Source organism: Paenibacillus sp. FSL H7-0714 (assembly GCF_038003765.1).
Classification (GTDB): domain Bacteria; phylum Bacillota; class Bacilli; order Paenibacillales; family Paenibacillaceae; genus Paenibacillus_AQ.
This window is the reverse complement of record NZ_JBBOPT010000001.1, coordinates 806363-819489: the sequence shown is the minus strand read 5'-3', so window position 1 is coordinate 819489 and position 13127 is coordinate 806363. Positions and strand designations below refer to the sequence as shown.

The window sequence follows — 13127 nt, the reverse complement described above, 5'->3', positions numbered from 1 at the left end:
TTCTTTGTGTGTATCTATGGGCATTTCTACCCTAAGTAGACCATCTTATTTTGAATCTACAACCGGAACGGAAGCTGGAGCTGCAACTACTCCTTCATTCTTCTGTAAATTCTCTTTCACTTCTTCAGTCCCTAAGGACTGCACAGGAGCACCGATGCTGAAACTGTCGATGATCTTCCCAAGTGTAGCTTTGTCAAAGTCTTCTTGAGCGTAAAGTTCAATGGTAAAGCCATCTTTTTCCCAAATCACAATTCCATTTGCAAAATAAACTTTAGTCCCGTTAATTACTTCTGTCTTCACTTCTTCTGTAGTGCTGATCCCATTGTCGCCGCCCTTGGAGATTAGGAAATTAACAGCTTTATCCCCGGAGTTATACTGCACTTCAACCATGCTGGTCCCCTGAAGAACAACATTCACAAACGCATAGTCTGCCATCCAGGTTGGTGCCGGGAAGTTCATTCCAAGCTCCGCACGTGCTTCATCCAGGGTCAACTTGGCCGCAACCGGCAATTCAATGGCAACATTCTCCCCGCCTTTCCCCTCTTCAGATGGAGTCATTGACTGTGCAGCTGAAGGGATTTCCTTATCGTATTGCGTGATTTCGAGATTTCCTACTTCAAACTTTGCCATGATCGATTGGAACATATCCTGTGCATAGGAGGTTGCAGAGAATGCGCCACCTAGACAAATTACTGCACTACCAATCACTATTGCATTTCTCCAGCTACTTTTTTTCATCGTTATCCCGTCCTTTTTCTCTGATTTGAGTTCAAGAGCTCCATGGTCCAACTTGTATACTAAACGGTTATAAATTCTTTCTTTGGCGGCAGTGTTATCCTGTTCAACATTCTCAAGCAGTTCTATAGTTTTGCTGAATTTTGTGAGATCATCATTTTTCTTATTCATGGTTGAATCCTCCTGCTTTTAAGGAAATATGCAGTTTCTTCAGACTTCTATGCAATACGACACCAATATTGGACTCACTGACGCCCATGATCTGTGCGACTTCGGAATTTTTCAGTCCAGCCCCATATTTCATTGCAATGATATTACGTTCCTTCTCACGTAGCTTGGAGAGCGCCTTGAACAGTGCTTGATTATTATCCTCACGAATCGCCAGTTCCTCCGGAGACGGCTTGGGAAATATGAGCTCCAGCAAAGAATCTAGTGAGGTGTAGCTTCTTTTCTTCTGCCCCCGGAAGTAATCCGTCACAGCGTTCCTTACAATGGCAAACAGCCAAACCTCAAAATTCGATTTTTCTTCTGAAAAGCTGTAATACTTGCACATCACCGTCTCAAATACCTGACTGCAAATGTCCTCTGACACGTGATGGTTATTAATACGATAACTAATATATTTGTAAACACGTTTGTAGTACGTATCGTACATCCGGGTAAATTCCTCTTTTGACATCATGGCACCACGTGATCTTTCGATATTCTTGTAACGGTCCGCAGTACCCTGGATAACTTCCATCTTCACCCTCCTTCCACCTCACCTTCATCGAAAAGCTAAACAAATTGCGCAATTTGTTGTGAAGAAACTTACATAAGTTAATACGTAGAAAAGCCCAAACCATTAACAAATCTTTTGATAATTGTGGGATTAAGAAACCATCATACAACTTATAGTTCACCAAATGGAGACGGAGGACCTTTTTCAGCGATCGTTCATGGGGTTAATAATCACAACACAAAAAAACGCCACCCCGAAAGGCTGCGTTAATGTTAATCCCTTACTTACTGCTACCTTAGCTTAATTAATTATTTTTGCAGGTGCAAGCTTTAGTAATTCTACATTTAGGCGTTGCTCTGCTTCCTCATCAATACGATAACCATCTGCTTCTAACCGTTCTATTTGCCGATCTAAGAAATAAACCGTATTAAAAATCTCAGTAGCACCCAGCACGGATAATACAGGTTTCAATGCATATTCAATAGCTAGAAGATGACCTAACGAACCCCCAATAGCAATAGGTACAATTCGCTTATCAACCAGCGCTTTTTGCGGAAGGAGATCTAAATAGGTTTTTAAAATCCCCGTATAGGAAGCTTTATAGATAGGCGTTAATATGGCAACAATATCTGCTTCTTCCACTAGCGCATTAGCCTCTAGAATCTCCTCGCTGGCAAAATTGGCCGTAAGTAAATCAACTGCAGGTAGCTCATGGACATAGATCGAATGATGCCCAATCCCCTCTTGTTCTAAAAATCTTCCAACCTGCTGATGGATAGCAGTCAACCGGGACTTTCTAGTATTTCCTCCATTAATAATGACTGCTTTGCTCATTACACATTCCCTCCTGTGCTCGCACCGGTTAGTGCTTTTTCAAGTGTTGGAACAACAGGTAAAGAACCTATTGTGAACTGGATGAATATACAGAAACTTTTCAGAAAAAAACCAAAAAATGCCAATCCCCATTAGGAGTGGCACTTATCTATTCCATTTGATATTCCTTATTTTCCTGTCGCTTTTCGTTCGCCAAGCAAAGAGTTTAATTGCTCCAACAAATCCCCGCCACCCGTAAAAGATATGGATCCGATTTTCTCGCATATTCTCTCGAGGAATTCCAGCTCTTTCAGTCGGAACAGCGTCTGATTCTCATCCATTAGCTTTGCGGTGTTAAGCAAGCTTCGGGTTGAGGCCGTTTCTTCACGACGAGTAATTAGATTTGCCTGTGCTCTTTTCTCCGCAAGCAGAACGGTGTTAATTATATCTCTCATTTCCCCTGGCAAAACGACATCCTTAACCCCAGCACTCAGGAAATCTACTCCGAACTCTTCACCCTTCTCACGTAAACGGGATAGGACGAACGACGCAACGTCCTCTTTTCGTTTCAGAAGATCATCCAATTTGAGCGTTCCGACATATTCCCGCAGCATAAGCTGAAGCTGGATATGGATTTGCTCGTCAAATGACTTCATTTCCAGAGCACGTAATGGCGTTACGATCTTGTACTGACAAACGAAGTTAAGCCGCAGCGAAACTTTGTCTTCAGTCATGATCTCTTGGCCGATGAGATCCATTTGTTGTTGTCTTAAATCAATCGTCTTTACCACAGTCGAAACTGGACCTCTCCAGAAGTGGTACTTGCCAGGAGGAAGTTCTCGTTGTAATACATGATCATAAAACAGAAATCCAGATTCGTAGCTCGCAATTTCGTAGGACTGCACATTTGCTGTTAGCTTCGCTATAATTGCGCGGTTTACCTCGACAGGCAATTCGGGTTGTCTGATATCTGCATGGAAAAAGGTGTGTTCTTTAAGTATATTCCAGAATGCGTAGACACCAGGCTTAAGTAATTGAACAAATTGCCCGTCCTCATAGTACAGAATATACTCGTGATCTTGTACACGTACGATATCGAGCTCACGCACGAGATCTTCATCATGAAGGAATAACTTCATATCTTTTCCTTCCACATTAAACGGTTTAGCGATATTCAACACCACAACGGTGGATTTTGACCACATTGAAAAGTGATAGCTCCCCGGCATCAGTTTTTTCACATAACTTCCTTTATGAAATAGCAAACCACGTTCGTCAGCTTGAATCGTTACTTTGTTCAACATAATGTTTCCCCCTAATTAGTTCGACCATTGGTCTTAGAATCCCACTGAAGTTCTGGCGGAATCTCGTTTTAGCTAAGCGATTTATCTGTTGTTCTCATGGATATTCTCACACTTTAATCTAAGAGAACTTCCTGAAATTTCGCACAAGCGGTATCCACGGATTGCAAAGCCTTACTTCAGTGCACTAAAGCTAGCTGCAAGGGATTCTAGCCTTTGGTCTTTTCTTCAATTTTTCGCTCGATTTAAAGTCGAGTGCTCTACCAGAATCGCGTCCAAGGCAATTGGGGAATCGAACCCCTAATAAGGGATTCTTACCGATCCGATCGTACAGGATACCGTAACATAGCATGCACGGCACTGCGGGATACATCGATATCCGCGCCTCGTTACGACCGTCCAAATAAGAACCAATGTATGATGAAACGCCATTTGGCGTTTACCATCTTGCTAAATGCTGCCTTACAGGTTCTATAATCGCTCATTTCAGCCTTAACGAACATGGTGAAAGTATTACGACTGCATATAAACTTTTCCATTACACCCAAATCCCTCCCCTGTTACAATGGAAGAAGATGCTTCATTTGAACGGAGGATACCTTTGGCTAAGGAAAGCTTTGATAAAGAAATACAGTTTCTGCGAATGCTGGTGCTTACGAGCGGGGCATTCAGCAGACAACAGTTCGCAGACAGATTGGGGATTTCCGTTCACACCTTTGATAAAACGATCCGACGACTCAAACAAGTAGCTAGCTCCACGCACCAGCACTTGGCGGATGAACAGAGCAGGGAATTTTCCGAGACCTTTCGCCTCAGATATTATGACTCCACCGATCCATTACTCTTATTTCTATTCCGCGCCAAATCCGTAAAGGAATCTGAAAGCCAGCGAGTCTCGCTGCTTCTAGGTGCAATGAATGAACAAGCCTTGACTGCGAAGGAATTATTGGAGATGTGCTGCAGCAGTCTGCCTTCTGATCTACCTTTACCTGACGAAAAGACCATTCGCTCAGATCTCAAATACTTGGAGGAGGTCGGAGTCATTACAAGAGAGCCTGGATCTCGCCCGTACCGGTATCGAATCCAAGACGACTTGATTCGAAGCTTATTGGATGAAGAGCTTATCGATTTATATGATTTTGTAGATGTGATGGCGAACACTCAAGTTCCTTCCGTTCAAGGATATTTACTACGTGATGGATTAAAAAAACATCTTCTCCGCAATCAAGTTGAGCGGCATGCCGTTGAACCATTTTTATATAAATATCACTATTACTCGAGGATTTTAGATGAGGCGCATCTGTTTACACTTCTTCATGCCATGCGTCATCGCCGCAAAGTCAGGTTTCTGTATTTTTCACCGAAGTCTGAGAAAAGCTACGCATCCAAAAACACCAATCCCCTGTTTGAACGTGAACCAGAGGGTAAAGCTGAAAAGGTGGTTCCACTTAAAATTGTGTACGATCATCAATATGGACGATGGTATTTGCTCTCATATGATAGACAGGGTATTCGGAAATACCGGATGGAAGGAATTACGCAAATCGAAGAAGCTGAACCTGTAGATGAGATCTGGTACGAGGAAAAGAATAAAGAGCTTGTCGAGAAGATTAAGTATAGTTGGCTGATAGATACTGGCCGGCCGGTGACCGTGCGTGTCCGTTTTTTTAATCCGGGAGGTTCGGAACCGAACTTCATCAAGGAACGGGTACTCTTGCAGGGACAGTGGGGGGAAATTGTATTTGAGGATGAACATTCATTTATTTATGAAATCATCGTAAACGGGGTAACCGAAATTAAGCCATGGCTGCGTAGCTTCGGTTCCAGCTGCGAGATTCTGGAGCCCGCTTCGTTTCGCCGGGAAATCATTGCAGAATGGAAGGAGATCCAAGCTTACTATGAATCTGTTTGAGAAAATATTCAATCACCAGATCATTTCCCGATTGGAGGACTCCGGTACTTTCATGATCACTTCGCACGAACGGGTCTGGCTGAAGACGATGCTGGAGCATCCCTCGGCAGCTGATGCTTTCACTGCGGATACTATGGACAAGCTACGTACTGCCCTTGAGTCGGAACAGGGGATGGATATTTCCAATCATTTGATTGAAAAAGCCCGTACGCTAGAAAAGCAGGTCTACCACCCTCTTCTGCGATCTTTGCGCCGGCATATCATGAATAAAACGGGCATTCTTATCACCTACGCGATTAAGGGCGACCGTATTAATAAGGATCATTTGGGGTTTCCGTATAAGCTGGAATACTCCATGGTCAAAAGAGAATGGTATTTGCTCTGGTATCACACTCGGCATCACTCCTACATGAGTACCCGACTAAAGAAGATCCAGTCCGTCACATCAGAACCAATCGAACCCTCAGCTGCAGAGAACATTCTAAGGAAGATCGGAAAAACGCTTGAATCGCGCAAAACCGAAGTCATCATTGAAATTGTCCGCGTTTATAACGCAGAGCTATCCCGTATTCTATACGCCTTCTCCAGCTTTGAAAAAAATGTTGAGTATGATACGGAGAAGGATACCTATCGAGTCAGAGTTTCTCTGCTTGGGGATGAGCTCGAGTATTTACTTTCCAAGATACGTTTTCTGGGAAAGCGGGTTTGGGTGGTCGAAGGCGATTATTTGAAAAAGCGGATGCTCGAATCATCGTCAAAAGCTTTAGAGCGTTATGGAATCATACCAACCGATGAAGAACTATCTTCGTAATCTGAGATAAATAAGAGTCATGTAGTTAGCAATCTATGCCTACATGACTCTTTTGAATTATCTATTAATATTTGCTCAATATAGCTGTTAATACATCTCCATCAATGTTGCCTCCGCTTATGACAAGAGCGATGTTAGTTCATCATTTACTCCAATCTTTTTTATCTGTATTTTATTCTTCCGCACCATCAGTATTATGACTCAACCCGATCTACTACTACATTTTTCACAGCATTGCTCACCAACACAGCCACTCTCCACAAGGGATGAATGTCCGGTTTGAACAGCTTTATACGATGAATCTCCAACAAAGTTTGATATATTTCCGCTTACGAGATAGCGACTCATTGGAAGCTTATTTACCTGATGTATTTACCGATCTTGACTCTCCACAAACACTACCTTCTCACCCTTTATGAGTTCAGCGATAGAATAGTATCGTGCACCAGAGTTATTAATCAGTGGTTTGGGTAGATGCTTCAAATGAATTACATCTTTACTACAAAGATTATAAAAACGATACTCTTCTCCCGGATGATTAAATCCATACCCACCGTTTATACGATTTGATATGTATTCTTTAATTCTAGTAGCAAAATCTATCTGTACACCTTCTAATAAAACGTTGAGAGAAGGTGATAACGGATCGAGAACAACAATCTCATCAATTTTATAAAGAAACTCCATTTCTCCACCACCACTAGATCTGAAAGTTATATATATTGGAGTTTTATATGAAAAACCCTTCGCAGTATGTGGGCACGCATGAACAAAGTAATTTTTCGTTAACTCATACGTCTTACCCGCAGCAACCGACAGAACTTCAACCTCGTAGTATTTCATCCCTTTTCTCACCCCTTTAATAAAATCTATAAATTCTGTTGCAATGTTTACATCCTCACCTTTTCTTTTCTCTAGACTAATCACATCGTTTATCAATTCTATAATGTCTGTCCAAGTAAGGCTGACAAATCCATTCTCAGGCGGATGAAGAACTTTATACTTTGTTAAAGTTACACCGAGCATAGGCACATTAGCATCATGTGGAAAATTTGTTGGATCGAGATACGACTCAAGTTGTCTTGATATATCCTTTTGTTGTACAGAAGCACTTACGCTCTTAGCTTCAATTATTATAACTAGTTTTTTAGTGTTCCCTTGAAACAAAGATAAGGTAATATCGCGTCTTATTTTCTTTGCTCCAGCTGATAACATTTCTGCGTCTACTTGAACAAAATCAAATCCCTGCTTAAATTCCATGTACTTATTTGAAGTCAGACGAGTAACTTCTTTTAAAAATAACTGTATCAAGTTAGGATATCTTGAAAATAGGTACGAGAGTCCTTTGGTCTGCTTCGTCTCTGTATCCCCATGTATCAAATCAAAAAAAGTCGAATGGTAGTTTGTATTGCCCTCATGATAAAGGCGTAGCATAGTTTTCATTATTGATTCTCCCATATAAGAAGATAAATAGGTTTCGTATTCACTAGATGCTATCATTCATTCGATGAATAGTCTGTCAGAAATCTTTCACTGCATGTAAAAATGTAATTTTTATACTTTGCGATACAATTTCCGATCGTAAGCCCTTCCGGGAATCATTTATTCAACTTCATGCACACTCTCAGGGAGCTAATCCTCTCGCCTTTTCTATGATGTTAATCCTATCTTGGACTCACTGATTCCATGATCTGTGTGACTTCGAATTTTTTCAGTCCAGCCCCATATCTCATTGCAATGATATTGCGCTCCTTCTCACGTAACTTGAAGAGCATCTTGAACAGTCCTTGATTATTATCCTCACCAATCGCCAACTCCTCCGGAGACGGCTTGGGAATTATGAGCTCCAGCAAAGAATCTAGTGAGGTGTACATTCTTTTCTTCTGCCCCCGGAAGTAATCGGTCACAGCGTTCCTTACAATGTCAAACAGCCATACCTCAAAATTCTATTTTCCTTCTGAAAAGCTATAATACTTACACATCACCGTCTCAAACACCTGACTGCAAATGTCCTCCGACACTTGGTGGTTTAATACTTTAACTAATATATATGTAAACACGTTTATAATACGTATCATATATCCGAGTAAAATGATCTTTTGACATGAAGGCACCGCGTGATCTTTTTATATTCTTGATAACGATCCACAGTACCCTGGATAACCTCTATCTCCGCCCTCCTTCCACCTCAACTTCATCAAAAAGTTAAAGAAATTGTGCAATTTGTTGTGAAGAAACTTACAATATTTTAATACGTAGCAAAGCTCAAACCTTTAACTAATCTTCCAATTAAATCGTGTGATGGTGAGAATACGGAGAACGTTGGGGGATTTGTGATTTTGAAAGTGAAGAACTATAATAAATAGCCGTTTGGAGATTGGCTTTATGAAGATCAATGAAGAGGTCTTTTAAAGATGGTGATATGTCCGCATATGACTATATAGTTCACAAAAGAAGACATAGGACCTCTATTAATGTTCATACAAAAGTGGCTTATAGTAACCTTGAACTGAAATTGTGGGGGAAGGGAGAGCCTCTCGTAGACCAATAAACAGGGCCCGCTTGAAAGGCGATTTTGTCACCTTTCCGATTCTAAAGCACATCACATCCACCACCATTAATTATTGAAGAAAACTCCACGAAATCTTGGGGACAGTATCACTCGATTTCCTGAACAGCAACCGAATTAATAAGCCTGCGAGTAGTTATAATGTATGGATAATTCAATTCTATTGATCTCTGAACAAGACGGTGTTCAGACCAGTACCAGATTCAGCCGAAGATTCTACAAGTTTATGGATCAGACACCCAAACAATGGCGTAAAGGATCACTATCTGTATCTGAAGCGTAGTCGGCTAATTTGTCGATAATAGTTTACAGAGTGTGTGGAGGAGGGGGATATTAAATGGTTACGAAATTGCATCCGATCACAAAAGCTGAGTGCACTGTACTCCAATAGTGACAATATCGAAAAATTAAAGACGCTATGAGGATGAATTCCGAACGTCGTATTCTTGTGTTTTTTGATTTCGAATTATATTTATTTGCTGGCGCATCCAGTCTCACATTAAGTCCACATCGATGGACAATTAATATATACAAGTTTTAACATACAACAATAGGCTCATCAATGAATAATCTTACCAGATCTCGTAGCAGAAGACTTATATTCAATCGATGAGGCTGAATTTAAAGAAAAAGGCTCATAAAGATAATCATTGATAATCTTTATAAACCCTTTAACCCTTATACAGACATTAAAGGTTGTAGAATTTTATTGGTTTGATATTGATCCATAGCAATAACCATCTCTTTAGCAACTGCAGTGATAAGCGGAACAACGACAGAGTTTCCAAATTGTCTATAGGCTTGCGTATCTGAAACAACTATTTTAAAAGTATCAGGAAAACCTTGGAGCCTTGCACATTCTCTTGGTGTCAGTCTTCTTGGATTTTTACCTTCACCTTGTGGAATCAAAATTTCGGATCCATCTTTGTAATACCGGGCGCTCAATGTCCTAGAAACGCCTTCCAAATTAACCAATCCAAATCCAAATCCATTCCCGTTGGCTTTATGTTTTGCAGCATATTGTTGCAAGTAATTCCAAAGCTTGTCCGAGAGTGTATACTTGTCATCCACTTCTGACATAAGAATGGACTTAATAGGTCGTGGAGTCTGAGTCGGTTCTGGGAACTGAAATGATTCCATTCCTCCGTAAACCTCCATATCATAGCCCACAATAAAAATACGTTCCCTGTGTTGTGGTACGTAATGTTTCCCATCGTGTATGCCAATGTGGAGACTATAACCAAGCTTCTGCAATGTCTCACATATAATCTTAAAGGTTCTCCCCTTGTCGTGAGTTCGAAGATTTTTCACATTTTCAAGTAAGAATGTTTTAGGCCGTTTTTCCTTAATGATACGAGCCACATCAAAAAAAAGAGTTCCTTGGGCCTGATCTAGAAATCCATGGGCCCGTCCAAGACTGTTTTTTTTAGAGACTCCTGCAATGGAGAAAGGCTGGCATGGAAAGCCAGCTACCAATATATCATGATCAGGAATTTCCTTGGCATCAATTTTAGTAATATCGCCCTCTGGCATATCACCAAAATTACTCAAATATGTCTTTTGAGAGAATCGGTCCCATTCTGATGTAAAAACACACTTTCCACCGACTTCTTCAAATCCAAGCCTCATGCCCCCAATACCAGCAAATAAATCAATGAAGGTAAACTTACCAGTTTGGTTTGTTTGGTTATTGGATTGCCTAAACTTGTTGCACACAGCAGATAATATATATTCTTGAAGCGAAGATCCTTCCAATGCTGCAAGATCTGATATTCTTTTGTGTATATCTTCATCTAGTTTAATATGGATCTGCTTCATTAAAGTTCACTCCCGGGAAAAAATATATACCCATTTTACTCCCTAATACACTTAGATGCAAACAAATATTCGTTTTTTATGAATTGGAAATGGAATCCCTCCAGATTTTCACACTTTCAGTCATTTGCTTCAAATCCATATGAAAAGGATATTGTTCAGTTACAGCGTCTGGGACAATTGACCAATCAAGATCATTCCAAACTAAATCCAGCTTCCTTAGCACATCATGTAGTTCCGTTACCTCATTGAGTAATTGTTCCTTCATTTACTTCTCTCCTTTCATAGATAATTACATTTTATTCAAGTCAGCTAGTATAACAGCCTTTAGAGATTGAACCAAGATATTCAGATACTTATGGACAACAATCAATTTATATTGTACTTCTTATTTTTATTATTGTTCAACTCATCAGAGTCTAAAAATTATATATACTGATCACAGTCCATAATCAGAAAATATGTATAGCAATCAATTTCAATTATTCATTTGACAACAATGATCCCGTATTTCACAAATTAATTTTCTCCAGTGTTATCAATAATAACAAATCATATAAAAAAACCACGTAGTAACGTGGTTTTTTTATATGATTATTTGTTTCTTACCATAGAAACGAAATTTTCTAATGACAATATTTTATTTCTGTAAGCACTTGGGAAACTATTTATATAAGGGCGAGGCACAACTAATGTAACTTTGTGTTTGTACATTTCATTTAGTTGATTTTCGGAGATTCCTTGCTGTAGTGTAAACAAGTGCTTTTCTTCAATACGATCAGCCTCATTCAAAATCTGCCGCCATCGGTCTTTACAAGTTGTTTTAGCTGCTAAAAAAAATAATTTATCTTGATTAAATGTATTGTCGTGATATTGAATTGCACCAGGAAAGATAAAATCGGGTTTTTTCTTATCTTCAGTAGTTACTTGAGAATCAACACTCAAATTAGCTATTCGAAAAACCTCGGTAAGATGATGTTCCAAAGACTTCCCGGCGCGACTTTTCCTTCTATTTAATAAGGTATTGGCACAAGCCACAAGCTCATCAATTGTATCAAAAGGAGTAGACATACGCTTTTGGTAACGATTAAATTCAAGAGCTTTGAAGAGCGAGAATTCCGTATCCAACCAATTTAGAATAAGACTATCCAGATCTGCATTCTGCTTTTTTTGGCTGGTTCGAAAAAACTCTCTTGCCTTACTAGATACTTGATAAGTATCCGGAAAATCAACTGTTAAACTTTGAATATACGATTGAAAAAGCTCCTCCAGTGTCGGTTTTTGTAAATTAACATTGGATAAATCAATCAAATTATTTGTTTGATCAGCAGTTATACCGACTGAAGAAAAGAATGATTCTATATCATCATCGCCTTGGATAATATACGCATGATAGTAATTAGTATCGATCTTTATTAAAACAAATAAGTCTCCTACATTTTCCGGCTTCAATAAGGAAAATCCGCGTCCAAAGCGAGTTATACGATATTCATTTCGTGATTTTTGACCGTAATAAATAAATCGACTATCAGTTTCAAAATCACCTTGCCACATAATTTTAACATTCGCATCCTTATTTTCACCTTTTACACCCGGATTATCGAACAATATATTCCAAGAATGGAGTGGTATATACAAACCCGATTGATGTCCACCCGTAGCTCCTGCATCATTTGAAGATATAAATTTACAAAAGGATAGCGGATTATTCAAACAATCCTGCACAGCATTCTCAAGTAAGGACATCGATCTCATTCCTTTCACACTAGTTAAATCAATCTATTCATGCAAAGAGTCTTAGGATTTGTGAATTATTACAAGTGAATCTTATAAAAACATGCAATCCTAGATTCGGTCCATTGAACCCATACTCTTCGTACTTAAACCTTATTCATACGTTTAACGAATAGCATCAGCATCATCGTTATTGCATTTTTTTTTGCAAATAGTATCTTCATCTAAGTTGTCAATTGTTACAGAATTTCTAAATCCAAAGTCATCTCCTAAAAACATCTCCACTTTCCATTCGCTCAGAATAGCTTTTAACCTTCTCAATGCCTTGCTTTCAATTTGTCTTACACGTTCTCGGGTGACCCCAAATATCCTACCAACTTTTTCTAGGGTGCGTTCTATTTCATCATCAAACCCAAATCTAAATCGGATAACATTTTCTTCTCTCTCGGTAAGTTTAGAGAATCCCTCCTCAAGAACCCTACGCAGCTCCCTACGGTACACAATTTCTTCAACAGACTCCTCATTCCAAAAAAGGTGGGAATCAGACTCCTGAATTTCCGATAGAGCTTCCAGTTCTTCCAACAATTCAAATGAGTTCTTTTCCAGTAAACAATGAATTGGGTATGTGTTTATCGTCAAAAATATATTCTCTGCTAAAATCCAATTCTTAACTATTTAATAGAAAAGCTATCCCAAAGAGTCGGGATAACTCAGCT

13 protein-coding genes and 1 pseudogene are annotated in these 13127 nt (G+C 39.6%); 3 read left to right on the top strand and 11 right to left on the bottom strand.

The features are described from left to right. Positions 1–45: 45 nt before the first annotated feature. The 5 genes from NST34_RS03635 to NST34_RS03615 form a co-directional block, all read right to left on the bottom strand. Positions 46–906: a hypothetical protein gene (locus tag NST34_RS03635; RefSeq protein ID WP_341127162.1), complete on the bottom strand. Its 861-nt coding sequence runs from the start codon at positions 904–906 to the stop codon at positions 46–48. After that, a complete protein-coding gene (locus NST34_RS03630; RefSeq protein ID WP_052404147.1) occupies positions 899–1477 on the bottom strand; it encodes a sigma-70 family RNA polymerase sigma factor in 579 nt (192 codons plus the stop codon). The genes NST34_RS03635 and NST34_RS03630 overlap by 8 nt, the downstream gene beginning before the upstream one ends. Before the next feature lie 279 nt (positions 1478–1756). Further along, positions 1757–2290 carry an NADPH-dependent FMN reductase gene (ssuE, locus tag NST34_RS03625; protein WP_341127161.1) on the bottom strand — a complete coding sequence of 178 codons (534 nt, stop codon included), beginning with the start codon at positions 2288–2290 and terminating at the stop codon, positions 1757–1759. 167 nt (positions 2291–2457) lie between these two features. Continuing rightward, positions 2458–3573: a slipin family protein gene (locus NST34_RS03620; protein ID WP_149647752.1), complete on the bottom strand. Its 1116-nt coding sequence runs from the start codon at positions 3571–3573 to the stop codon at positions 2458–2460. Between the two features lie 386 nt (positions 3574–3959). Beyond that, a complete protein-coding gene (locus NST34_RS03615) occupies positions 3960–4109 on the bottom strand; it encodes a hypothetical protein (protein WP_339800334.1) in 150 nt (49 codons plus the stop codon). Between the two features lie 62 nt (positions 4110–4171). Between NST34_RS03615 and NST34_RS03610 the strand changes: the two genes are divergently transcribed. Together NST34_RS03610 and NST34_RS03605 are read left to right on the top strand one after the other, a co-directional pair. Continuing rightward, positions 4172–5482, top strand: coding sequence for a helix-turn-helix transcriptional regulator (locus NST34_RS03610; RefSeq protein WP_341127160.1), 1311 nt, complete (start codon positions 4172–4174; stop codon positions 5480–5482). Then, complete coding sequence (locus NST34_RS03605) at positions 5469–6293, top strand: WYL domain-containing protein (protein WP_341127159.1); 825 nt, start codon at positions 5469–5471, stop codon at positions 6291–6293. Before NST34_RS03610 ends, NST34_RS03605 begins: the two co-directional genes overlap by 14 nt. A 372-nt stretch (positions 6294–6665) precedes the next feature. Here NST34_RS03605 and NST34_RS03600 read toward each other — a convergent pair whose 3' ends face one another. Further along, positions 6666–7736: a hypothetical protein gene (locus NST34_RS03600; protein WP_341127158.1), complete on the bottom strand. Its 1071-nt coding sequence runs from the start codon at positions 7734–7736 to the stop codon at positions 6666–6668. Positions 7737–7957: 221 nt separating this feature from the next. After that, positions 7958–8200: a hypothetical protein gene (locus NST34_RS03595; protein WP_341127157.1), complete on the bottom strand. Its 243-nt coding sequence runs from the start codon at positions 8198–8200 to the stop codon at positions 7958–7960. 807 nt (positions 8201–9007) lie between these two features. Between NST34_RS03595 and NST34_RS03590 the strand changes: the two genes are divergently transcribed. Next, entirely contained in the window at positions 9008–9145 is a 138-nt protein-coding gene (locus tag NST34_RS03590) for a hypothetical protein (RefSeq protein ID WP_341127156.1), read from the top strand. 395 nt (positions 9146–9540) lie between these two features. On the opposite strand, the gene dcm is transcribed toward NST34_RS03590, so the two are convergent. The 4 genes and pseudogenes from dcm to NST34_RS03570 all read right to left on the bottom strand — a co-directional run. Continuing rightward, entirely contained in the window at positions 9541–10680 is a 1140-nt protein-coding gene (gene dcm, locus NST34_RS03585) for a DNA (cytosine-5-)-methyltransferase (protein WP_341127155.1), read from the bottom strand. Between the two features lie 76 nt (positions 10681–10756). Continuing rightward, positions 10757–10945, bottom strand: coding sequence for a hypothetical protein (locus tag NST34_RS03580; RefSeq protein WP_341127154.1), 189 nt, complete (start codon positions 10943–10945; stop codon positions 10757–10759). Between the two features lie 326 nt (positions 10946–11271). Further along, positions 11272–12423 (bottom strand): type II restriction endonuclease, encoded by a 1152-nt coding sequence (locus NST34_RS03575; protein WP_341127153.1) that lies wholly within the window; start codon positions 12421–12423, stop codon positions 11272–11274. A 294-nt stretch (positions 12424–12717) separates the two neighbouring features. Then, positions 12718–12993: pseudogene (locus NST34_RS03570) on the bottom strand (sigma-70 family RNA polymerase sigma factor); the annotation flags it as partial. Between the last annotated feature and the right edge of the window lie 134 nt (positions 12994–13127).

Bases quoted from the DNA above. Each gene is read 5' to 3' on its own strand.
- NST34_RS03635 (WP_341127162.1), bottom strand. From the start codon at position 906: ATGAATAAGAAAAATGATGATCTCACAAAATTCAGCAAAACTATAGAA.
- NST34_RS03580 (WP_341127154.1), bottom strand. From the start codon at position 10,945: ATGAAGGAACAATTACTCAATGAGGTAACGGAACTACATGATGTGCTA.
- NST34_RS03590 (WP_341127156.1), top strand. From the start codon at position 9,008: ATGGATAATTCAATTCTATTGATCTCTGAACAAGACGGTGTTCAGACC.
- NST34_RS03630 (WP_052404147.1), bottom strand. From the start codon at position 1,477: ATGGAAGTTATCCAGGGTACTGCGGACCGTTACAAGAATATCGAAAGA.
- NST34_RS03600 (WP_341127158.1), bottom strand. From the start codon at position 7,736: ATGAAAACTATGCTACGCCTTTATCATGAGGGCAATACAAACTACCAT.
- dcm (WP_341127155.1), bottom strand. From the start codon at position 10,680: ATGAAGCAGATCCATATTAAACTAGATGAAGATATACACAAAAGAATA.
- NST34_RS03615 (WP_339800334.1), bottom strand. From the start codon at position 4,109: ATGGAAAAGTTTATATGCAGTCGTAATACTTTCACCATGTTCGTTAAG.
- NST34_RS03620 (WP_149647752.1), bottom strand. From the start codon at position 3,573: ATGTTGAACAAAGTAACGATTCAAGCTGACGAACGTGGTTTGCTATTT.
- NST34_RS03575 (WP_341127153.1), bottom strand. From the start codon at position 12,423: ATGTCCTTACTTGAGAATGCTGTGCAGGATTGTTTGAATAATCCGCTA.
- ssuE (WP_341127161.1), bottom strand. From the start codon at position 2,290: ATGAGCAAAGCAGTCATTATTAATGGAGGAAATACTAGAAAGTCCCGG.
- NST34_RS03605 (WP_341127159.1), top strand. From the start codon at position 5,469: ATGAATCTGTTTGAGAAAATATTCAATCACCAGATCATTTCCCGATTG.